Annotated in this window: 5 protein-coding genes and 1 pseudogene; 5 read left to right on the top strand and 1 reads right to left on the bottom strand. The window is 69.0% G+C overall.

Features of this window, described 5'->3' with window-relative positions; genetic code table 11:
* Positions 1 to 17: 17 nt before the first annotated feature.
* On the top strand, positions 18 to 21,377 hold the full coding sequence (locus VKK44_RS16420) for a type I polyketide synthase (protein ID WP_343441973.1): 21,360 nt from the start codon (positions 18 to 20) through the stop codon (positions 21,375 to 21,377).
* A gap of 87 nt (positions 21,378 to 21,464) precedes the next feature.
* On the opposite strand, the pseudogene VKK44_RS16415 reads toward VKK44_RS16420, so the two are convergent.
* Positions 21,465 to 21,735 (bottom strand): annotated as a pseudogene (locus tag VKK44_RS16415) (transposase); the annotation flags it as partial.
* 152 nt (positions 21,736 to 21,887) lie between these two features.
* On the opposite strand from VKK44_RS16415, the gene VKK44_RS31000 reads away from it, so the two are divergent.
* The 4 genes from VKK44_RS31000 (at position 21,888) to VKK44_RS16400 (ending at position 23,935) form a co-directional block, all read left to right on the top strand.
* Positions 21,888 to 22,115, top strand: coding sequence for a helix-turn-helix domain-containing protein (locus VKK44_RS31000; protein ID WP_458351672.1), 228 nt, complete (start codon positions 21,888 to 21,890; stop codon positions 22,113 to 22,115).
* Positions 22,116 to 22,331: 216 nt separating this feature from the next.
* Positions 22,332 to 22,793, top strand: a complete 462-nt coding sequence (locus tag VKK44_RS16410) for a hypothetical protein (RefSeq protein WP_343441972.1) — start codon at positions 22,332 to 22,334, stop codon at positions 22,791 to 22,793.
* Positions 22,794 to 23,072: 279 nt separating this feature from the next.
* Positions 23,073 to 23,201: a hypothetical protein gene (locus VKK44_RS16405; RefSeq protein WP_343441971.1), complete on the top strand. Its 129-nt coding sequence runs from the start codon at positions 23,073 to 23,075 to the stop codon at positions 23,199 to 23,201.
* Positions 23,198 to 23,935 carry a DUF899 domain-containing protein gene (locus tag VKK44_RS16400; protein WP_343441970.1) on the top strand — a complete coding sequence of 246 codons (738 nt, stop codon included), beginning with the start codon at positions 23,198 to 23,200 and terminating at the stop codon, positions 23,933 to 23,935. The genes VKK44_RS16405 and VKK44_RS16400 overlap by 4 nt, the downstream gene beginning before the upstream one ends.
* Positions 23,936 to 23,951 lie beyond the last annotated feature (16 nt).

Genomic DNA, 23,951 nt, shown 5'->3' with positions numbered 1-23,951 from the left:
GCTCCGGAGGGACACCCGTGACCAACGACGACAAGCTGCGCGAGTACCTCAAGCGGACCGTAGCCGAGCTGCGCCAGGCCAACCGACGGGTACAGGCCCTGGAGGCCGCCAGCGTCGAGCCGGTGGCGATTGTGGGGATGGGGTGTCGGTATCCGGGTGGGGTGGGTGACCCGGAGGGGTTCTGGCATCTGTTGGTCGAGGGCGTCGACGCGGTGGGTGGGTTTCCCCCGGATCGGGGTTGGGATGTCGGGTCGTCAGATGACTCGGATCCGGCGGGGTCGGGGACCAGCTATGCCCGGGCGGGTGGGTTCCTGGCTGGTGCGGCGTTGTTCGATGCGGGGTTCTTTGGGATCAGTCCGCGGGAGGCTGTGGCGATGGATCCGCAGCAGCGGCTGCTGCTGGAGGTTTCCTGGGAGGCGTTGGAGCGGGCGGGGATCGACCCGTCCGGGCTACGCGGCTCGGACACCGGTGTGTATATCGGTGCCGCCGGGCAGGACTACATCTCGGTGATCGGTGACGCGCAGACCGGTAGCGAGGGGCATCTCCTGACTGGCAACGTGGCGAGTGTCATGTCGGGGCGGGTGGCGTACACCTTGGGCTTGGAGGGCCCTGCGGTGTCGGTGGATACGGCGTGTTCGTCGTCGTTGGTGGCGGTGCATTTGGCGGCGCAGGCGTTGCGGTCGGGTGAGTGTTCGATGGCCCTGGCCGGCGGCGTAGCGGTGATGGCCAAGCCGGGAGCGTTTGTGGAGTTTTCCCGGCAGGGTGGGTTGGCCGCTGACGGGCGGTGTAAGCCGTTCGCGGATGCGGCTGACGGTACGGGTTGGGGTGAGGGTGTTGGGATTCTTGTGTTGGAGCGGTTGTCGGATGCTCGTCGGCGGGGGCATCAGGTGTTGGCGGTGGTGCGGGGCAGCGCGGTCAATCAGGACGGTGCGTCCAACGGGTTGAGTGCGCCGAACGGTCCGTCGCAGCAGCGGGTGATCCGTCAGGCCTTGGCGAATGCGCGGTTGACGCCGGGCGAGGTGGACGTGGTGGAGGCGCACGGCACGGGTACCACGCTGGGTGACCCGATTGAGGCGCAGGCGCTGATCGCCGCTTACGGCCAGGACCGGCCCGCGGAGCAGCCGCTGCGCCTGGGGTCGGTGAAGTCGAACATCGGCCACACCCAGGCAGCCGCGGGCGTCGCCGGGATCATCAAGATGGTCCTCGCCATGCGGCACGGCCTGATGCCCAAGACGCTGCACGTGGACACCCCGTCCACCCATGTGGACTGGTCGGCTGGAGCGGTGCGGCTGCTGACCGAGGCCACGCCATGGCCGGTCAACGGCCGGCCACGACGCGCTGGGGTGTCGTCGTTCGGACTCAGCGGCACAAACGCCCACCTCATCCTGGAAGAAGCCGAATCGAGCGAGTCGCTGCAGGTAGCACTGGCTGACCCGGCGGCCTCGGGCCAGAAGCCGTCGACGCTGCCGGGTGGGGTGGTGCCGTGGTTGTTGTCGGCCAAGTCTGAGGTGGCGTTGCGGGCGCAGGCGCAGCGGTTGGCGGGGTTCGTGGCCGACCGGCCCGAGGTGGATTCGGTGGCGATGGGGCGGGCGTTGGTGGACGGCCGGGCGACCGGGTTCACGCATCGGGGTGTGGTGCTCGGCCAGGATCGGTCGGCGTTGGTGGACGGGTTGCAGGCGCTGGCCGCGGGTGGCCAGGCGCCCGGGGTGGTTGCCGGGGTTGCGGGGTCTGGTCGGTTGGCGGTGGTGTTTTCCGGGCAGGGGAGCCAGCGGCTTGGGATGGGTCTGGGTTTGTACGAGGCGTATCCGGTGTTCGCGGAGGCGTTCGATGAGGTCTGTGCGTCCTTCGACCGCCATCTGGAGCGGTCGTTGCGGGAGGTAATCGCGGGCGAGGCGCAGCTGTTGGATCAGACGGTGTATGCCCAGGCGGGGTTGTTCGCGGTGCAGGTGGCGTTGTACCGGTTGGTCGCCTCGTGGGGTGTGGTTCCGCAGTGTCTGGCGGGGCATTCGATTGGTGAGTTGAGTGCGGCGTATGTGGCTGGGGTGTGGGATCTGGCTGATGCGGTGGCGGTGGTGGCTGCGCGGGGCCGCCTGATGCAGGCGCTTCCTGCTGGTGGTGCCATGGTGGCGTTGACCGCTAGTGATGTCGAGGCGCAGGAGTTGATCGCGGGGTACGCCGATCTGGTGGGGGTGGCGGCGGTCAACGGTCCTCGTTCCACGGTGATCTCGGGTGATCAGGTCGTGGTGTTGGACTTGGCGCAGCAGTGGCGGGACGCCGGTGGTAAGGCGCGGCGGTTGCGGGTCAGTCACGCGTTCCATTCGCCGTTGATGGAGCCGATGTTGGCCGAGTTCGCCGACGTGTTGGGTGAGGTGGTGTGGCGGGAGCCGACCATCCCGGTGGTGTCCGGCACTCCGGGCGCGGAGGTGACCGATCCGGGATATTGGCTGGCGCATGTCCGCCAGACGGTGCGGTACCACGACGCGGTGACGGCGCTGCGTGAGCAGGGCGTGGGTGTCTTCCTCGAACTGGGACCGGACGGCACGCTGACCTCGATGGCCGACCCCGACGCAGGTGTGTGGCTACCGGCGTTGCGTGCTGACCGGGACGAGCCGGAGACGTTACTGACCGCGGTCGCCGGTGTCCACGTACACGGCGGGACCGTGGACTGGCCGAGACTGCTCGGCACGAGTGCCGGTCCGGCCGAGGCCATGGGTGTGGGCAGGGCGATGGGCGGGACCATCCCGCTGCGGGCTGAGTTGCCTACCTACCCGTTCCAGCATCAGCGGTACTGGCCGCAGACCGTGGCCGGCGGTGTGGGCGATGCTCGGGTGTTGGGGCAGGGTTCGGTTGATCATCCGTTGTTGCGTGCGGCGGTGTCGTTGGCTGATGGGGACGGGGTGGTGTTGACCGGCCGGTTGTCGCTGTCGGCGCAGCCGTGGTTGGCCGATTACGTGGTGTTGGGTTCGGTGTTGTTGGCGGGCACGGCGTATGTGGAGTTGGTGATGTACGCCGGCGACCAGGTCGGTTGTGCCCTGGTCGAGGAGTTGACGCTGCAGACCCCGTTGGTGTTGCCGGAGCAGGGTGGGGTGCAGGTGCAGGTGCAGGTGTGGGTCGGTGATCCCGGCCAGGATGGCCGACGGCCGGTCAACGTGTACTCCCGGCCGGAGGGTGTGGAGGGTTCGTGGGTTCGGCACGCCACTGGTGTGTTGAGCCCGCAGGCCGGTCGGGTTGCGGCGGGGTTGGGGCAGTGGCCACCGGCCGACGCGCGGCCGGTGGCTGTGGACGGCTTGTATGAACGGTTGGCCGGTGGCGGGTATGTGTACGGGCCGGTGTTTCAGGGTTTGCGGGCGGTGTGGCGTTCCGAGCGGGATGTGTATGCCGAGGTGACGCTGCCTGAGCAGGTTGGGGTGGATGGGTTCGGGTTGCATCCGGCGGTGTTGGACGCGGCGTTGCACGCAATCGGGTTGACCGGACTTCTCGGTGATGAGGCGGTGTTGCCGTTCGCGTGGAGTGGGGTGCGGCTGCACGCGACCGGGGCGAGCACGCTGCGGGTCCGGCTGACACCCGCCGACGACGGTGCTATCGCGGTGGCGGTGTTCGACGCCGCCGGCCAGCCGGTGCTGACCGTGGACTCGTTGGTGTTGCGGCCGGTGACCACCGACCAGTTGGGCGCCGGGGTGCCGGATGCGGCGCAGTCGCTGTTCGCGGTGGAGTGGGTGCCGCTGCCGGACGCGGAACCGGTGGCTGCCGAACCGGTCTGGGGATGGCATGGGCAGGTTGATGGTGAGCTACCCGCGGTGGTGGTGGCCGAGCTACCGGCTGCGGGCGATGCTGTGGGTGTTGTCGAGGCCACGCATGCGGCGAGCGCGTTGGTGTTGGGTTGGGTCCAGGAGTGGCTGGCTGATCCGGGCACGGAGGGTTCCCGGCTGGTGGTGGTCACTCGTGGCGCTACCGATGGCAGTGACCTGGCCGCGGCTGGGGTGTGGGGTCTGGTCCGTTCCGCGCAGTCCGAACACCCGAACCGGTTCGTCCTGCTCGATCTCGACGATGACACCGACCACGATGGCGACCACGGCAGCGACCTGGGCAGGATCCTCACGGCGGTGCTCGACAGCGGCGAGCCGGAGATCGCGGTACGCGCCGGTGGCCTGTATGTGCGGCGGTTGACCCGGGCCGTTGGCACTGGCCGGCTGTCCCTGTCCGGCTCTGACGGGTTGTCGGCGGGGTTGGATGCGGGTGGCACGGTGGTGATCAGTGGCGGGACCGGGGTGTTGGGTGGGTTGGTGGCCCGGCATCTGGTCACCACACACGGGGTCAAGCACCTGTTGCTGTTGTCCCGGCGGGGTCCGGCCGCGGCCGGAGCGACCGAGTTGGTCGGTGACCTGACGGAGCTGGGTGCGCGGGTGCGGGTGGTGGCGTGTGATGTCGCTGACCGGAACGCGCTGGCTGAGGTGTTGGCGGCGGTGCCGGCCGGGCATCCGGTGGTCGGGGTGGTGCACACCGCGGGCGTGCTTGATGACGGGGTGGTCGGGGCGTTGACGCCGCGGCGGCTGGAGACGGTGTTGCGGGCGAAGGCGGATGCGGCGTGGTGGTTGCATGAGCTGACCCGGGATATGGATCTCGGGTTGTTCGTGGTGTATTCGTCGGCGGCGGCCACGTTCGGGTCACCGGGGCAGGGCAACTATGCCGCGGCCAACGCGGTCCTGGATGCCTTGGCGCTGCGGCGGCAGGCCGAGGGTCTGGTGGGGCAGTCGTTGGCGTGGGGGCTGTGGGCCCAGCAGTCGGCGATGACCGGGCATCTCGACGAGGCCGACCTGGACCGGATGCGACGCAGCGGCATCCTTCCCCTGTCCCCTGAGCAGGGCTTGGCGTTGTTCGACGCGGCGATACGTACTGACCAGCCGCAGCTCGTGCCGATCCGGGTGGACTTGGCCGCGCTGCGTCGTGCCGCCGCCGGTGGCGTGCCGCCGTTGTGGCGGACGTTGGCCGGCGGCTCCGCCCGCAGGGCCGCGACCGCCGCTGACGCGCCGGTGGATCTGGCGGCCAGGTTGGCGGCTATGGGGGTCGAGGATCGCCAGCGGACGGTTCTGGAGCTGGTGCGGGCACAGGCTGCGGTTGTGCTCGGCCATGCCGACCCCGCGGCGGTTGATCCGGACAGCGCGTTCCGTGAGCTCGGGTTCGACTCGTTGACGGCGGTGGAGTTGCGTAACCGGTTGGCTGCCGTGACTGGGTTGTCGTTGCCGGCCACGCTGGTCTTTGACTATCCGACGCCGGTGGTGTTGGCCGGGTATCTGTTGACGGAGCTGTTTGGTGAGCAGATCGATGTCCTTACGCCGGTGGCGGTGGGTGTGGGTGTTGATGAGCCGGTGGCGATTGTGGGGATGGGGTGTCGGTATCCGGGTGGGGTTGGTGACCCGGAGGGGTTTTGGCGGTTGCTGGTCGAGGGTGTTGACGCGGTGGGTGGGTTCCCCGCGGATCGGGGTTGGGATCTGACGGCGTTGTACGACCCCGATCGGCAGCGGTCGGGGACCAGTTATGCCCGGGAGGGTGGGTTCCTGGCTGACGTGGCGTTGTTCGATGCGGGGTTCTTTGGGATCAGTCCGCGGGAGGCTGTGGCGATGGATCCGCAGCAGCGGCTGCTGCTGGAGGTTTCCTGGGAGGCGTTGGAGCGGGCGGGGATCGACCCGTCGGGGCTGCGCGGGTCGGACACCGGCGTGTATGTGGGTACTACCGGGCAGGACTACGTCTCGGTGATCGGTGACGCGCAGGCCGGTAGCGAGGGACATCTTCTTACCGGGAATGCGGCGAGTGTCATGTCGGGGCGGGTGGCGTACACCCTGGGTCTGGTGGGCCCGGCGGTGTCGGTGGATACGGCGTGTTCGTCGTCGTTGGTGGCGGTGCATTTGGCGGCGCAGGCGTTGCGGTCGGGTGAGTGTTCGATGGCCCTGGCCGGTGGTGTGACGGTGATGGCCACGCCGGGAGCGTTTGTGGAGTTTTCCCGGCAGGGCGGGTTGGCCGCCGACGGGCGGTGCAAGCCGTTCGCGGACGCCGCTGACGGCACGGGTTGGGGTGAAGGTGTCGGAATTGTAGTGTTGGAGCGGTTGTCGGATGCCCGTCGGCGGGGGCATCAGGTGTTGGCGGTGGTGCGGGGCAGCGCGGTCAACCAGGACGGCGCGTCCAACGGGTTGAGTGCCCCGAACGGTCCGTCGCAGCAGCGGGTGATCCGTCAGGCCTTGGCCAACGCGCGGCTGACGCCGGGCGACGTCGACGTGGTGGAGGCGCACGGCACGGGCACCACGCTGGGTGACCCGATCGAAGCACAAGCACTCATCGCCGCTTACGGCCAGGACCGGCCCGCGGAGCAACCGTTGCGGTTGGGGTCGGTGAAGTCGAACATCGGCCACACCATGGCAGCCGCCGGCGTCGCCGGGATCATCAAGATGGTCCTTGCCATGCGGCACGGCTTGATGCCCAGGACGCTGCACGTGGACGAGCCCTCATCACATGTGGACTGGTCGGCTGGCTCGGTGCGGCTGCTGACCGAGGCCGCACCATGGCCGGTCAACGGCCGGCCGCGACGGGCCGGGGTGTCGTCGTTTGGGATCAGCGGCACCAACGCCCACCTCATCCTGGAGGAGGCCGATCCCGTACCGGACCCGGCGTTGGGTCATGAGCCGGCCCCGCCGTCCGGCGGGGTGGTGCCGTGGTTGTTGTCGGCCAAGTCTGAGGTGGCGTTGCGGGCGCAGGCGCAGCGGTTGGCCCGGTTCGTGGCCGACCGGCCCGAGGTGGATTCGGTGACAGTGGGGCGGGCGTTGGTGGACGGCCGGGCGACCGGGTTCACGCATCGGGGTGTGGTGCTCGGCCAGGATCGGTCGGCGTTGGTGGACGGGTTGCAGGCGCTGGCCGCGGGTGGCCAGGCGCCCGGGGTGGTGACCGGGGTTGCGGGGTCTGGTCGGTTGGCGGTGGTGTTTTCCGGGCAGGGGAGCCAGGGGGTTGGGATGGGTCTGGGCCTGTATGAGGCGTATCCGGTGTTCGCGGAGGCGTTCGATCAGGTCTGCGCGTCCTTTGACCAGCATCTTGAGCGGTCGTTGCGGGAGGTGGTGGCGGGCGAGCCGCAGCTGCTGGACCAGACGTTGTATGCCCAGGCGGGGTTGTTCGCGGTGCAGGTGGCGTTGTACCGGCTGGTCGCCTCGTGGGGGGTGTCCCCGCAGTGTCTGGCCGGACACTCGATTGGTGAGTTGAGCGCGGCGTGTGTGGCCGGGGTGTGGGATCTGTCTGATGCGGTGGCGGTGGTGGCCGCCCGGGGCCGCCTGATGCAGGCGCTACCTACTGGTGGCACCATGGTCGCGTTGACCGCCAGCGACGCCGAGGCCCAGGAGTTGATTGCCGGGTACACCGACCTGGTAGGGGTGGCGGCGGTCAACGGGCCCCAGTCCACAGTCATCTCCGGTGACCAGGATCTGGTGTTGGACTTGGCGCGGCAGTGGCGAGACGCCGGTGGCAAGGCGCGGCGGCTGCGGGTCAGTCACGCGTTCCATTCGCCGTTGATGGAGCCGATGCTGGCCGACTTCGCCGACGTGTTGAGCGGGGTGGTGTGGCGAGAGCCGACCATCCCGGTAATCTCCGGCACCCCCGACGCGGACGTGACCGATCCGGGATATTGGCTGGCGCATGCCCGCCAGACGGTGCGGTACCACGACGCGGTGACGGCGCTGCGCGAGCAGGGCGTGGGTGTCTTCCTCGAACTGGGACCGGACGGCACGCTGACCTCAATGGCCGACACCCCTGAAGCAGGCGTGTGGCTACCCACGCTGCGCGCTGAGCGGGACGAGCCGGAGACGCTACTGACCGCAGTCGCCGGTGTCCACGTACACGGCGGGACGGTGAACTGGCCGACACTGCTCGGCACGAGTACCGGCCCGGCCGAGGGCGTGGGCAGGGCGGTGGACGGGGCCATCCCACTGCGGGCTGAGTTGCCGACTTATCCGTTTGAGCATCAGCGGTTCTGGCCGGCGGTGCGGGGTGTGTCGGTGCGGGGTGGGGATGGTGAGTTTGATGCGGAGTTTTGGCAGGTGGTGCAGCGGGGTGATGTGGGGGCTTTGGCTTCTGCGTGGGGGGTGGATGAGCAGGGTGTGGCTATGGTTTTGCCGGGGTTGGTGGCGTGGCAGCGGGCTCGTGAGGACCGGCGGCTGATTGACGCGTGGCGGTATCGGGTTGTGTGGGAGCCGTTGAGCGGTGGTCCTGAAGCGGCGCTGAACGGTAGCTGGCTTGTGGTGTATGGCGCGGATCTGGCGGCTGATGAGGTCGGGTCGGGGTGGATCGGGCGGGTTGAGCAGATCCTGGTCGGGCATGGTGCGCGGGTGGTGCCGGTAGTTGTTGACGGCACCCGGGTGGGGGCGGCTACGGCGTTGCGGGCGGGGTTGGACGTGTCTGGGTTGGGTGGGGTGGTGTTCCTGCCTGGTCGGGCGCCGGTGCCTGAGTTGTTGGCGCTGTTGCAGGGACTGCACGACGTCGACCTGGGTGGCGATGGGGGCTTGTCGGGGCGGGTGTGGGTGCTGACTCGTGGCGCGGTGGGTACGGGTCGGTTCGATGCTCCTGCTGATCCGGTGCAGGCTCAGGCGTGGGGTTTGGGTGTGGTCGCGGCGTTGGAGTATCCGCGCCGGTGGGGTGGTCTGGTGGATCTGCCCGTGCTCTGGCCTGAGGCGTCGCGGGACGCGGCGGCGGTGGCGCGTCGGTGTGTCGCGGTGTTGGCCGGGTGGGGTGGTCAGGATCAGGTCGCGGTGCGCGCGAGTGGTGTGTATGGGCGCAGGTTGGTGCGTGCCCGGGCGGAGGAGTCGCCGCGGGTGTGGCAGCCGCGGGGCACGGTGTTGATCACTGGTGGTACCGGTGGGTTGGGTGCGCATGTGGCTCGTTGGGTGGCCGGGCACGGTGCGGAGCATGTGGTGTTGGTGTCTCGTCGGGGTATGGACGGGCCGGGTGTGGCCGAGTTGGTCGGTGAGTTGGGCGCTGATGGCCGGGTCCGGGTGAGTGTGCGGGGTTGTGATGTGGCGGATCGTGACGGGTTGGCCGCGGTCCTGTCCGGGGTGGGGCCGGTTGATGCGGTGGTCCACGCGGCCGGGGTGGGTCAGCTCGCGTCCATCGACGACACCGATGCGGAGGTGGCGGAGCACATTTTGGCGGCGAAGGTTGCGGGTACCCGTAACTTGCACGAGTTGTTGGTCGAGGGGTCTGAGCGTCCGTTGGACGCGATGGTGTTGTTTTCCTCGAACGCTGGTGTGTGGGGTGGTGGTGGGCAGGGGGTGTACGCGGCGGCTAACGCGTTCCTGGACGCGTACGCCGCCCAGCAGCGTGCCGCGGGGCGGTCGGTGACGAGTGTGGCGTGGGGTTTGTGGGCCGGTGAGGGAATGGCCGGGCAGGCCGACACCGGGCAGTTGCAGCGGCGTGGGGTGCGCGGTATGGATCCGCAGCGGGCGGTGCAGGCCTTGGTGGAGGCGGTCGGTCAGGGTGAAGGCTTCCTCGCGGTCGCTGACGTGGACTGGGCCCAGTTCACCCAGGCGTTCACTTCCGCACGCCCGAGTGCGCTACTGGCTGGCCTGCCCGAGGCACAAGCCGCTGTCGCCGACGCCGAGCCCAGGCCACTCGACGACTCGACACTGGCCGCCGAGCTACGGACGTTGACCGGCCCGCAACGCCAGCAGAAGATCCTCGAACTGGTACGCACCCACGCCGCTACAGCCCTTGGCCACGACAGTGCCCAGGCGATCCCACCTGATCGGGCATTCCGCGAACTCGGCTTCGACTCCCTGACCGCCGTAGAACTACGCAACCGGTTGGCCGCCGTGACTGGGTTGTCGTTGCCGGCCACGCTGGTCTTTGACTATCCGACGCCGGTGGTGTTGGCCGGGTATCTGTTGACGGAACTGCTCGGTGAGCAGAGCGATGTCCTTACGCCGGTGGCGGTGGGTGTGGGTGTTGATGAGCCGGTGGCGATTGTGGGGATGGGGTGTCGGTATCCGGGTGGGGTTGATGACCCGGAGGGGTTTTGGCAGTTGCTGCTCGAGGGCGTTGACGCGGTGGGTGGGTTCCCCGCGGATCGGGGTTGGGATCTGACGGCGTTGTACGACCCCGATCGGCAGCGGTCGGGGACCAGTTATGCCCGGGAGGGTGGGTTCCTGGCTGACGTGGCGTTGTTCGATGCGGGGTTCTTTGGGATCAGTCCGCGGGAGGCTGTGGCGATGGATCCGCAGCAGCGGCTGCTGCTGGAGGTTTCCTGGGAGGCGTTGGAGCGGGCGGGGATCGACCCGTCGGGGCTGCGCGGGTCGGACACCGGCGTGTATGTGGGTACTACCGGGCAGGACTACGTCTCGGTGATCGGGGACGCGCAGGCCGGCAGCGAGGGACATCTTCTTACCGGGAATGCGGCGAGTGTCATGTCGGGGCGGGTGGCGTACACCCTGGGTCTGGAGGGCCCGGCGGTGTCGGTGGATACGGCGTGCTCGTCGTCGTTGGTGGCGGTGCATTTGGCGGCGCAGGCGTTGCGGTCGGGTGAGTGTTCGATGGCCCTGGCCGGCGGTGTGACGGTGATGGCCACCCCGGGAGCGTTCGTGGAGTTTTCCCGGCAGGGCGGGTTGGCCGCCGACGGGCGGTGCAAACCGTTCGCGGACGCCGCTGACGGCACAGGCTGGGGTGAAGGCGTCGGAATCCTGGTGTTGGAGCGGTTGTCGGATGCCCGCCGGCGGGGGCATCAGGTGTTGGCGGTGGTGCGGGGCAGCGCGGTCAATCAGGATGGCGCGTCCAACGGGTTGAGTGCGCCGAACGGTCCGTCGCAGCAGCGGGTGATCCGTCAGGCCCTGGCCAACGCGCGGTTGACGCCCGGCGACGTCGACGTGGTGGAGGCGCACGGCACGGGCACCACGTTGGGTGACCCGATTGAGGCGCAGGCGCTGATCGCCGCTTACGGCCAGGACCGGCCGGCGGAGCAGCCGTTGCGGTTGGGGTCGGTGAAGTCGAACATCGGCCACACCCAGGCAGCCGCGGGCGTCGCCGGGATCATCAAGATGGTCCTCGCCATGCGGCACGGGTTGATGCCCAAGACGCTGCACATGGACACCGCGTCGACACATGTGGACTGGTCGGCTGGCTCGGTGCGGCTGCTGACCGAGGCCGCACCATGGCCGGTCAACGGGCGGCCACGGCGGGCTGGGGTGTCCTCGTTCGGGATCAGCGGCACCAACGCCCACCTCATCTTGGAGGAGGCCGAACCGCTCAAGATCCTGCAGGAGGCCGAACCGTTCGAGCCGCCGCAGGACACACCGGCTGACCCGGCGGCCTCGGGCCAGAAGCCGCCGACGCTGCCGGGTGGGGTGGTGCCGTGGCTGCTGTCGGCCAAGTCTGAGGTGGCGTTGCGGGCGCAGGCGCAGCGGTTGGCCGAGTTCGTGGTCGACCGGTCCGAGGCCGGGCCGATTGCGGTGGGGCGGGCGTTGGTGGATAGCCGGGCGTCCGGGTTCACGCATCGGGGTGTGGTGCTCGGTCAGGATCGGTCGGCGTTGGTGGACGGGTTGCAGGCGCTGGCCTCCGGTGGCCAGGCGCCCGGGGTGGTGACCGGGGTCGCTGGGTCGGGTCGGTTGGCCGTGGTGTTTTCCGGGCAGGGGAGCCAGCGGGTCGGGATGGGCCTGGGCCTGTACGAGGCGTATCCGGTGTTCGCTGAAGTGTTCGATGAGGTCTGCGCATACTTCGACCAGCATTTCGAGCGGCCGTTGCGGGAGGTAATCGCGGGCGAGGCGCAGCTGTTGGAGCAGACGTTGTATGCCCAGGCGGGGCTGTTCGCGGTGCAGGTGGCGTTGTTCCGGTTGGTCGCCTCGTGGGGGGTGGCCCCGCAGTGTCTGGCCGGACACTCGATTGGTGAGTTGAGCGCGGCGTGTGTGGCCGGGGTGTGGGATCTGGCTGATGCGGTGGCGGTGGTGGCCGCCCGGGGCCGCCTGATGCAGGCGCTACCTACTGGTGGTGCCATGGTCGCGTTGACCGCCAGTGATGTCGAGGCGCAGGAGTTGATTGCCGGGTACACCGACCTGGTAGGGGTGGCGGCGGTCAACGGGCCCCAGTCCACAGTCATCTCCGGTGACCAGGATCTGGTGTTGGACTTGGCGCGGCAGTGGCGGGATGCCGGTGGCAAGGCGCGGCGGCTGCGGGTCAGTCACGCGTTCCATTCGCCGTTGATGGAGCCGATGCTGGCCGACTTCGCCGACGTGTTGAGCGGGGTGGTGTGGCGAGAGCCGACCATCCCGGTAATCTCCGGCACCCCCGACGCGGACGTGACCGATCCGGGATATTGGCTGGCGCATGCCCGCCAGACGGTGCGGTACCACGACGCGGTGACGGCGCTGCGCGAGCAGGGCGTGGGTGTCTTCCTCGAACTCGGCCCGGACGGCACGCTGACCTCAATGGCCGACACCCCTGAAGCAGGCGTGTGGCTACCCACGCTGCGCGCTGAGCGGGACGAGCCGGAGACACTACTGACCGCAGCCGCCGGTGTCCACGTAAACGGCGGGACCGTGGACTGGCCGACACTGCTTGACACGAATACCGGCCCGACCCAGCCGGTTGCCCTGCCGACCTACCCGTTCCAGCACCAGCGGTACTGGCCGCAGACCGTGGCCGGCGGTGTGGGCGACGTTCGGGTGTTGGGGCAGGGTTCGGTTGATCATCCGTTGTTGCGGGCGGCGGTGTCGTTGGCTGATGGGGACGGGGTGGTGTTGACCGGCCGGTTGTCGCTGTCGGCGCAGCCGTGGTTGGCCGATCATGCGGTGTTGGGTTCGGTGTTGTTGGCGGGCACGGCGTATGTGGAGTTGGTGATGTACGCCGGCGACCAGGTCGGTTGTGCCCTGGTGCAGGAGTTGACGCTGCAGACCCCGTTGGTGCTGCCCGAGCAGGGCGCAGTGCAGGTGCAGGTGTGGGTCGGTGATCCCGACCAGGATGGTCGACGGCCGGTCAACGTGTACTCCCGACCGGAGGGCGCGGAGGGTGTGGGGGGTTCGTGGGTTCGGCATGCCTCGGGTGTGCTGAGTCCGCAAGCTGGCCGGATCCCGGCCGGGTTGGGGCAGTGGCCACCGGCCGACGCGCGACCGGTGGCTGTCGACGGGTTGTATGAACGGTTGGCCGACGGCGGGTACGTGTACGGGCCGGTGTTCCAGGGCCTTCGGGCGGTGTGGCGTTCCGAGCGGGATGTGTATGCCGAGGTGACACTGCCTGAGCACGTCGCGACCGGCGGGTTCGGGTTGCATCCGGCGGTGTTGGACGCGGCGTTGCATCCGATCGGGTTGACCGGGCTGCTCGGCGACGACGATGGCGGGGCGGTGTTGCCGTTCGCGTGGAGCGGGGTGCGGCTGCACGCGACCGGGGCGACCACGCTACGGGTCCGGCTGACACCCACCGACGACGGTGCTATCGCGGTGGCGGTGTTCGACACCACCGGCCAGCCAGTCCTGACCGCGACCTCGCTGGCGCTGCGACCAGTAACCACCGACCAACTGGGCGCCGGCGTACCCGACGCGGCGCAGTCCCTGTTCACGGTGGAATGGGTACCGCTACCGGACGCGGAACCCGACACCGCGTCGGTGATTGGCGAACTGGTCTGGGCATGGCACGGGCAGCGCCCGCAACCTCTGCTGATGCCCCACTCGCCAGGCGGGCTTGATGGTGAGCTGCCCGCCGTCGTGGTCGCCGAGCTACCGACTGCGGGCGATGCCGTGGGTGTTGTCGAGGCCACGCATGCGGCGAGCGCGTTGGTGTTGGGTTGGGTCCAGGAGTGGCTGGCTGATCCGGGCACGGACGGTTCCCGGCTGGTGGTGCTCACTCGTGGCGCTACCGATGGCAGTGACCTGGCCGCGGCTGCGGTGTGGGGTCTGGTCCGTTCCGCGCAGTCCGAGCACCCTCACCGGTTCGTCCTGCTCGATCTCGACGATGACAGCGACCACGATGGCGACCACGGCAGCGACCTGGGCAGGATCCTGGCGGCGGTGCTCGACAGCGGCGAGCCGGAGATCGCGGTACGCGCTGGTGGCCTGTATGTGCGGCGGTTGACCCGGGCCGTTGGTACTGGCCGGCTGTCCCTGTCCGGCTCTGACGGGTTGTCGGTGGGGTTGGATGCGGGTGGCACGGTGGTGATCACTGGTGGGACCGGGGTGCTGGGTGGGTTGGTGGCTCGGCATCTGGTCACCACACACGGGGTCAGGCACCTGTTGCTGTTGTCCCGGCGAGGTCCGGCCACGGCCGGAGCGACCGAGCTGGTCGGTGACCTGACGGAGCTGGGTGCGCGGGTACGGGTGACCGCGTGTGACGTCGCTGACCGGGATGCTCTGGCCGAGGTGTTGGCGGCGGTGCCGGCTGAGCATCCGGTGGTCGGGGTGGTGCACACCGCCGGAGTCCTCGATGACGGGGTGGTCGAGGCGTTGACGCCGCAGCGGCTGGAGACGGTACTGCGGGCCAAGGCCGACGCGGCGTGGTGGCTACACGAACTGACCCAGGACATGGATCTCGGGTTGTTCGTGGTGTATTCGTCGGCGGCGGCCACGTTCGGGTCACCGGGGCAGGGCAACTACGCCGCGGCCAACGCCGTCCTGGACGCCCTGGCGCTGCGGCGGCAGGCCGAGGGTCTGGTGGGGCAGTCGTTGGCGTGGGGGCTGTGGGCCCAGCAGTCGGCGATGACCGGGCATCTCGACGAGGCCGACCTGGACCGGATGCGACGCAGCGGCATCCTTCCCCTCTCCTCCGAGCAGGGCCTGGCGTTGTTCGACGCGGCAGTGCGTACCGACCGGCCGCAACTGGTGCCGATCCGGGTGGACTTGGCCGCGCTGCGTCGTGCCGCCGCCGGTGGCGTGCCGCCGTTGTGGCGGACGTTGGCCGGCGGCTCCGCCCGCAGGGCCGCGACCGCCGCTGACGCGCCGGTGGATCTGGCGGCCAGGCTGGCGGCTGTGGGCGTTGAGGAACGTGAGCGGGCAGTCCTGGAACTGGTGCGTGCCCATGCGGCCACAGCCCTTGGTCACGACAGTGCTCAGGCAGTCGCACCTGATCGGGCGTTCCGTGAGCTCGGGTTCGACTCGTTGACGGCGGTGGAGTTGCGTAACCGGTTGGCTGCCGTGACTGGGTTGTCGTTGCCGGCCACGCTGGTCTTTGACTATCCGACGCCGGTGGTGTTGGCCGGGTATCTGTTGACGGAGCTGCTTGGTGAGCAGAGCGATGTCCTTACGCCGGTGGCGGTGGGTGTGGGTGTTGATGAGCCGGTGGCGATTGTGGGGATGGGGTGTCGGTATCCGGGTGGGGTTGGTGACCCGGAGGGGTTTTGGCGGTTGCTGGTCGAGGGTGTTGACGCGGTGGGTGAGTTCCCGGTGGATCGGGGTTGGGATGTCGGGTCGTCGGATGACCCGGATCCGGCGGGGTCGGGGACCAGTTATGTCCGCGAGGGTGGGTTCCTGACTGACGCGGCGTTGTTCGATGCGGGGTTCTTTGGGATCAGTCCGCGGGAGGCTGTGGCGATGGATCCGCAGCAGCGGTTGTTGTTGGAGGTTTCCTGGGAGGCGTTGGAGCGGGCGGGGATCGACCCGTCGGGGCTGCGCGGTTCGGACACCGGCGTGTACGTGGGCCTCATGTATCACGACTACGCCATGCAGTTGGCGGCGAGCCCGACCGAGGGCGAGGGATATGGCACCGGGACCAGCGGAAGTGTGGCGTCGGGGCGGGTGGCGTACACCCTGGGTCTGGAGGGCCCGGCGGTGTCGGTGGATACGGCGTGTTCGTCGTCGTTGGTGGCGGTGCATTTGGCGGCGCAGGCGTTGCGGTCGGGTGAGTGTTCGATGGCCCTGGCCGGCGGTGTGACGGTGATGGCCACCCCGGGAGCATTCGTGGAGTTCTCCCGGCAGGGCGGGTTGGCCGCCGACGGGCGGTGCAAATCGTTCGCGGACGCGGCTGACGGTACGGGCTGGGGTGAGGGCATCGGAATCCTGGTGCTGGAACGACTGTCCGATGCTCGCCGGCAGGGGCATCAGGTGTTGGCGGTGGTGCGGGGCAGCGCGGTCAACCAGGACGGCGCGTCCAACGGGTTGAGTGCCCCGAACGGGCCGTCGCAGCAGCGGGTGATCCGTCAGGCCTTGGCCAACGCGCGGTTGTCGCCGGGCGAGGTGGATGTGGTGGAGGCGCACGGCACGGGCACGACGCTGGGTGATCCGATCGAAGCACAAGCACTCATCGCCGCGTACGGCCAGGACCGGCCCGCGGAGCAACCGTTGCGGTTGGGGTCGGTGAAGTCGAACATCGGCCACACCCAGGCAGCCGCCGGCGTCGCCGCAATCATCAAGATGGTCCTCGCCATGCGGCACGGCCTGATGCCCAAGACGCTGCATGTAGACGCCCCGTCGTCACACGTGGACTGGTCGGCCGGCTCGGTGCAACTACTCACCGAGGCCACGCCATGGGCGGACAGCGGCCGGCCACGGCGGGCCGGGGTGTCGTCGTTTGGGATCAGCGGCACCAACGCCCACCTCATCCTGGAGGAGGCCGATCCCGTACCGGACCCGGCGTTGGGTCATGAGCCGGCCCCGCCGGCCGGCGGGGTGGTGCCGTGGTTGTTGTCGGCCAAGTCTGAGGTGGCGTTGCGGGCGCAGGCGCAGCGGCTGGCCCGGTTCGTGGCCGACCGGCCCGAGGTAGAGCCGGCCGTGGTGGGGCGCGGGTTGGCGGCTCGGTCGGTGTTCGCGCATCGGGCGGTGGTCCTCGGTCAGCAGCGGCCAGCGTTGATGGACGGGCTACACACGCTGGCCGGGGGTGGTCAGGCGTCGGGGGTGGTGACCGGGGTCGCGGGGTCTGGTCGGTTGGCGGTGGTGTTTTCCGGGCAGGGGAGCCAGCGGGTCGGGATGGGCTTGGGCCTGTATGAGGCATATCCGGTGTTCGCGGAGGCGTTCGATGAGGTCTGTGCGTCCTTCGACCGCCATCTGGAGCGGTCGTTGCGGGAGGTAATCGCGGGCGAGGCGCAGCTGTTGGATCAGACGGTGTATGCCCAGGCGGGGTTGTTCGCGGTGCAGGTGGCGTTGTACCGGTTGGTCGCCTCGTGGGGTGTGGTTCCGCAGTGTCTGGCGGGGCATTCGATTGGTGAGTTGAGTGCGGCGTATGTGGCTGGGGTGTGGGATCTGGCTGATGCGGTGGCGGTGGTGGCTGCGCGGGGCCGCCTGATGCAGGCGCTTCCTGCTGGTGGTGCCATGGTGGCGTTGACCGCTAGTGATGTCGAGGCGCAGGAGTTGATCGCGGGGTACGCCGATCTGGTGGGGGTGGCGGCGGTCAACGGTCCTCGTTCCACGGTGATCTCGGGTGATCAGGCGGTGGTGTTGGACTTGGCGCAGCAGTGGCGGGACGCCGGTGGTAAGGCGCGGCGGTTGCGGGTCAGTCACGCGTTCCATTCGCCGTTGATGGAGCCGATGTTGGCCGACTTCGCCGACGTGTTGGGCGGGGTGGTGTGGCGGGAGCCGACCATCCCGGTGGTGTCCGGCACCCCGGGCGCGGACGTGACCGATCCCGCATACTGGCTGGCGCACGTCCGCCAGACGGTGCGCTACCACGACGCGGTGACCGCGCTCCGTGAGCAGGGCGTGGGTGTCTTCCTCGAACTGGGACCGGACGGCACGCTGACCTCGATGGCCGACCCCGACGCCCCCGATGCAGGTGTGTGGCTACCGGCGTTGCGTGCTGAGCGGGACGAGCCGGAGACGTTACTGACCGCGGTCGCCGGTGTCCACGTACACGGCGCGACCGTGGACTGGCCGACACTGCTCGGCACGAGTGCCGGTCCGGCCGAGGCCATGGGTGTGGGCAGGGCGATGGGCGGGACCATCCCGCTGCGGGCTGAGTTGCCTACCTACCCGTTCCAGCATCAGCGGTACTGGCCGCAGACCGTGGCCGGCGGTGTGGGCGATGCTCGGGTGTTGGGGCAGGGTTCGGTTGATCATCCGTTGTTGCGGGCGGCGGTGTCGTTGGCTGATGGGGACGGGGTGGTGTTGACCGGCCGGTTGTCGCTGTCGGCGCAGCCGTGGTTGGCCGATCATGCGGTGTTGGGTTCGGTGTTGTTGGCGGGCACGGCGTATGTGGAGTTGGTGATGTACGCCGGCGACCAGGTCGGTTGTGCCCTGGTCGAGGAGTTGACGCTCCAGAGCCCGTTGGTGCTGCCCGAGCAGGGCGCAGTGCAGGTGCAGGTGTGGGTCGGTGATCCCGACCAGGATGGCCGACGGCCGGTCAACGTGTACTCCCGACCGGAGGGCGCGGAGGGTGTGGAGGGTTCGTGGACTCGGCACGCCACGGGTGTGCTGAGCCCGCAAGCTGGCCGGATCCCGGCCGGGTTGGGGCAGTGGCCACCGGCCGACGCGCGACCGGTGGCTGTCGACGGGTTGTATGAACGGTTGGCCGACGGCGGGTACGTGTACGGGCCGGTGTTCCAAGGCCTGCGGGCGGTGTGGCGTTCCGAGCGGGATGTGTACGCCGAGGTGACACTGCCTGAGCAGGTTGGGGTGGATGGGTTCGGGTTGCATCCGGCGGTGTTGGACGCGGCGTTGCACGCAATCGGGTTGACCGGACTTCTCGGTGATGAGGCGGTGTTGCCGTTCGCGTGGAGTGGGGTGCGGCTGCACGCGACCGGGGCGAGCACGCTGCGGGTCCGGCTGACACCCGCCGACGACGGTGCTATCGCGGTGGCGGTGTTCGACGCCGCCGGCCAGCCGGTGCTGACCGTGGACTCGTTGGTGTTGCGGCCGGTGACCACCGACCAGTTGGGCGCCGGGGTGCCGGATGCGGCGCAGTCGCTGTTCGCGGTGGAGTGGGTGCCGCTGCCGGACGCGGAACCGGTGGCTGCCGAACCGGTCTGGGGATGGCATGGGCAGGTTGATGGTGAGCTACCCGCGGTGGTGGTGGCCGAGCTACCGGCTGCGGGCGATACTGTGGGTGTTGTCGAGGCCACGCACGCGGCGAGCGCGTTGGTGTTGGGTTGGGTCCAGGACTGGCTGGCCGATCCGGGCACGGACGGTTCCCGGCTGGTGGTGCTCACTCGTGGCGCTACCGATGGCAGTGACCTGGCCGCGGCTGCGGTGTGGGGTCTGGTCCGTTCCGCGCAGTCCGAACACCCGAACCGATTCATCCTGCTCGACCTCGACGATCACACTGACCACAGAACCGACCACGGTGACGACCTGGGCAGAATCCTCACGGCGGCGCTCGACAGCGGCGAGCCGGAGATCGCGGTACGCGCCGGTGGCCTGTATGTGCGGCGGTTGACCCGGGCCGTTGGCACTGGCCGGCTGTCCCTGTCCAGCTCTGACGGGTTGTCGGCGGGGTTGGATGCGGGTGGCACGGTGGTGATCACTGGTGGGACCGGGGTGCTGGGTGGATTGGTGGCCCGGCATCTGGTCACCACACACGGGGTCAAGCACCTGTTGCTGTTGTCCCGGCGGGGTCCGGCCGCGGCCGGAGCGACCGAGCTGGTCGGTGACCTGACGGAGCTGGGTGCGCGGGTGCAGGTGACCGCGTGTGACGTCGCTGACCGCAACGCCCTGGCCGAGGTGTTGGCGGCGGTACCGGCCGAGCATCCGGTGGTCGGGGTGGTGCACACCGCCGGAGTCCTCGATGACGGGGTGGTCGAGGCGTTGACGCCGCAGCGGCTGGAGACGGTGTTGCGGGCCAAGGCCGATGCGGCGTGGTGGCTGCACGAACTGACCCGGGACATGGATCTGGCGTTGTTCGTGGTGTATTCCTCGGCGGCGGCCACGCTCGGGTCACCGGGGCAGGGCAACTACGCCGCGGCCAACGCCGTCTTGGATGCCTTGGCGCTGCGGCGGCAGGCCGAGGGTCTGGTGGGGCAGTCGTTGGCGTGGGGGCTGTGGGCCCAGCAGTCGGCGATGACCGGGCATCTCGACGAGGCCGACCTGGACCGGATGCGACGCACCGGCATCCTCCCCATCTCCTCCGAGCAGGGCCTGGCACTGTTCGACACGGCAATACGCACCAACCAGCCGCAACTCGTGCCGATCCGGGTGGACCTGGCCGCGCTGCGTCGCGCCAGGACCGGTGGCCTGCCACCGCTGTGGCAGACATTGGCCGGCGGCTCGACCCGTCGGACGGCGTCCACCGCCGACACGCCGGTGGATCTGGCCGCCAGGCTGGCCGCCATGGGAGTCGAGGAACGCCAGCGGACAGTCCTGGAACTGGTACGGACACAGACCGCCGTCGTGCTCGGCCATCCCGATCCCACGACGATCGACCCGGACAGCGCGTTCCGAGACCTCGGCTTCGACTCGTTGACCGCGGTGGAGCTGCGTAACCGGTTGGCCGCCGCGACCGGGCTGTCGTTGCCGGCCACGCTGGTCTTCGACCATTCCAGCACCGGAGCCCTGACCGATCATCTGGTGAACAAGCTGGCCGCCGCCGTGAGTACCGGCAGCGACCGCGGTACCGGCGCCGAACCGACCGGCTCGGGAGCCGTTCGGGTGTCGAACCTCGCGGAGATGTACATGCAGGCCGAGGTCGACGGCAGACACGACGAGTTCTCCGAGGTGGTCGGGCGATTGGCGAAGCTCCGCCAGACGTTCGGTGTGGACACGGCCGACGAGGCGGTCCGGCCTCCCACCCGGGTCGCCATCGGCGACGCCAAGCCCAAGTTGTACCTCTTCAACCCATACGTAGCCCCGGTCAATTTCCCGTATGCGCGGCTGGCGTCGGCTTTCCAGGGCACCCGTGACGTGTCGGTGTTGCACTCGCCCGGCTTCCATGCCGGTGAGAAGCTGCCGGAGGACATCGAGGCGATGACTCTCGCGTACGTCGAGGCGATCATCCGAGACAACGCGAACGGCGAAGAATTCGCACTGGGCGGCACCTCCAGCGGTGGGCTGATCGCCCACCGGGTTGCTGCCGAGCTGGCGCGGATGGGCATGGCGCCGGCCGGCGTCATTCTCCTCGACGCGCCCTCGCAGGAGGCCCATCAAACCGTGTCGGAGGACGGGCCGCTGTGGCAGAAGCAGATTTTTGAAAGAATCAGGCGGACTGGCGACGACGGCGATGACAGCTGGGTCTTCGCGATGGTCCATTACCTCTCCTTCCCGTGGTGGCCCGCCGAGCACATCGAGATACCGACGCTCCAGGTCCGGGCATCCGAGCGGATCAGCGGACCGGCAGACAATGACGACTGGATGTTCACCTGGAACTACGCCACCAAAGTCACGTTGGCAGATGTGCCAGGGAATCATCTAGAAATAACCGACGAGTACGCTTCGGTGAGTGCGTTGGTGGTCAATGACTGGCTCTCCCGCTCGCCCGAGGAGCGCCCACCGTTCGTGGACTACTGGGGGTTGAAGTAGATGCGACCCTCCCGAACTCGGTGGCTCAGCCTTGCTGAGCCACCGAATCCCGACTCGGGTGGGGGCCACCAACCTGCTCCACCGGTGGGTGGAGTCGTGCCTGTAACCGCCGGTCAGCGTGACCGCGAGGGGGATGCCGCCGGCGTCGTTCCAGTCCCGTGACCTGCGCCAGCAGGTCATCGCCGAGCCGACCCCCTCCGGTGGCAGGTGCTCCCACGGAACCGCGGTGTCGGCACGAACACCATCCCACCCAGCACCTTCCGGTCGTCCAGCGGCTTGCGCCCCGGATACCGACTCCGCCTCGGGGGTGGGCTGGCAGCAGCGGCGCGAGTTCGGCCCACAACTCGTCCGAGACCATCCACGGCGGCTGCTCACCTCTCCTCACGTACGGCTGGTGAAGGCGTTCCTTCCGCCACGGACCTGGGCCACGTGCACGCGGACGACGCCGCCGGTCCGTCCGGGCGTCGCGTACATCGAAGGTGTTAACTCTCTTTCGAGGACTGGCAGGATCTGCGCGCGCTGCGAGCGGCGGCGCGGCACGGGTCGATCACAGCGGCGGCAGCGGCGCTCGGCCGGACCCGGCCCGCCCTGTCCCGACGGATCGCCCGCCTGGAGCGACAGCTCGGCACACCGCTGCTCGTGCGGACCCCGCGGAGCTGCGTGCCGACCGACGCCGGCCGGCTCCTGGTGGACGCCGCCGCCCGGGCTGCCGCCTCCTGGACGCCACGACCGCGCTGAACCAGAACATCCCGGTCAGCTACGGCGGGGTCACCCGCGACCGGTGGACCACCAACGCCACCCCGTCCCGTAAGCCGGCCGCCATCGGCAACGACAAGCTCTCGGTCTGGACGCCGCTGTCGTCGAACAGCTTCGCCCGCACCGAGATCAACCCGTTCGAGCTCGACCCGCCGCAACAGTGACGGCACCACCGGCAACCTGGCCAACTGGGGTGTGGTGGAGACCAACACCGGGCGGATCACCAACAACACCGTTGTGCCGCACACCGTGCGCTACGTGCTGCGGCAGGGCGACACGGGGGGCAACGTGCGCTTCGCGTACCGGTGCAGCGTCTACGGCGCGGCCGCGGCCTGGACCAGTGTGGACATGCCGCCGGGCACGCCGGCGAGGACCAAGGAGTGCGTGATCCCGGTGCCGGCCTTCGGCTCGACGACGTTCTCGGTGTCCCAGGCCGAGCATCGGGGTGCTGGAGAACTACCTGGTGATGACCGCCTGACCGACTGGTCTCCGGGTGGGTGCCGGCCGTACGGTCGGCACCCATCACTGTCGCCCAGTTTCCCGGCCTGGCCGTACCGCCGGTGCAGACCCAGCCACACGTCCACAGCGGGCCCGAAAGCACAGATCGCCAGCACCGGCCACTCCGACATTGACGAACAGCCGGCGGCTGTCGTTCAGTAGCTGACGGCATTCCTGGCTGATCTGCGAGAACGGGAGCCCACGTCCGCGCGGCTCCCGTTCGGCGAAGGTCGGATTGAGCAATGCAGAAGAAGATGAGGGTACCGGCCCGTACTATCTTTCCCCGGTGAGCATTGATCAGCATAAAACGACGCCTAGTTGCGGGCCGCGTTCCGTGGTGAGCCCGAGGGGTCGGCGTGCCGGGTCAGAAGGGCGAGCCTGAACGCCCTCGGCCAGTCGCTGGTGATCGTGCCTGCGTCATGCCGGATCGCGCTTCCGGCCGTGGCGCCCAGGTTCGCGGCGACGCCGATGGCCCAGGAGCGGTTCGACGCGCCGAGCGGCGACGCGATCCGGGCAGAGAGCCCGTTCGGCCGGGTCGCCGACCCCGCATGGGAGGAGAAGACCGGATGAGTGGTCCGCAGATCGTGTCCCGTGAGGACTGGCTGCGCGCGCGAATAGAGTTGCTCGCCAAGGAGAAGGCGCTCACCGACGCACGGGACGAAGTCTCGGCAGCTCGGCGGGCCCTGCCGATGACGCCGGTCGAGAAGGACTACCGGTTTCGGTCCGCGTCGGGTGAGAAGAGTCTGCTCGACCTGTTCGAAGGGCGCCGGCAGCTCATCACGTACCACTTCATGTTCGATCCGAGCTGGGACGAGGGCTGCGTGAGCTGTTCGTTCCTCGTCGACAACGTGGCGCACCTCGGGCATCTGCATTCCCGCGACACGTCGTTCGCGGCCGTTTCCCGGGCGCCGGTGGAGAAGATCGAGAAGTTCAAGGCGCGAATGGGCTGGACGATCCCGTGGGTGTCCTCCTTCGGAACCGACTTCAACTACGACTTCAAGGTCACCGTGGACGAGTCCGTCGCCCCGATTGAGTACAACTACAAAGACAAGGCGACGCTGGAGCGCGAGGGCCTGACCCACCACATGAGCGGTGAGCAGCACGGGCTGAGCGTCTTCTTCCAGGACGACTCGAAGGTCTTCCACACCTATTCCACGTACGGGCGAGGGCCGGACATCGTGCTCGGCACGTACAACTACCTCGACTTCACGCCGCTGGGCCGGCAGGAGGTCGGAACCGGGATCATGCTGTTCAAGCACCATGACAAGTACGAGTCAGCGGCGGACGGGCCCAGCTGTCACTGACCGGCTCGCTCCCGAA

Source organism: Micromonospora sp. DSM 45708, from assembly GCF_039566955.1.
Taxonomy (GTDB): Bacteria; Actinomycetota; Actinomycetes; order Mycobacteriales; family Micromonosporaceae; genus Micromonospora.
Note: the sequence above shows the minus strand (reverse complement) of the source record. Positions and strands in the feature narration are given on the sequence as shown.

Excerpts from the sequence above, each read along its gene's own strand:
- VKK44_RS16400 (WP_343441970.1), top strand. The coding sequence starts at position 23,198 with ATGAGTGGTCCGCAGATCGTGTCCCGTGAGGACTGGCTGCGCGCGCGA.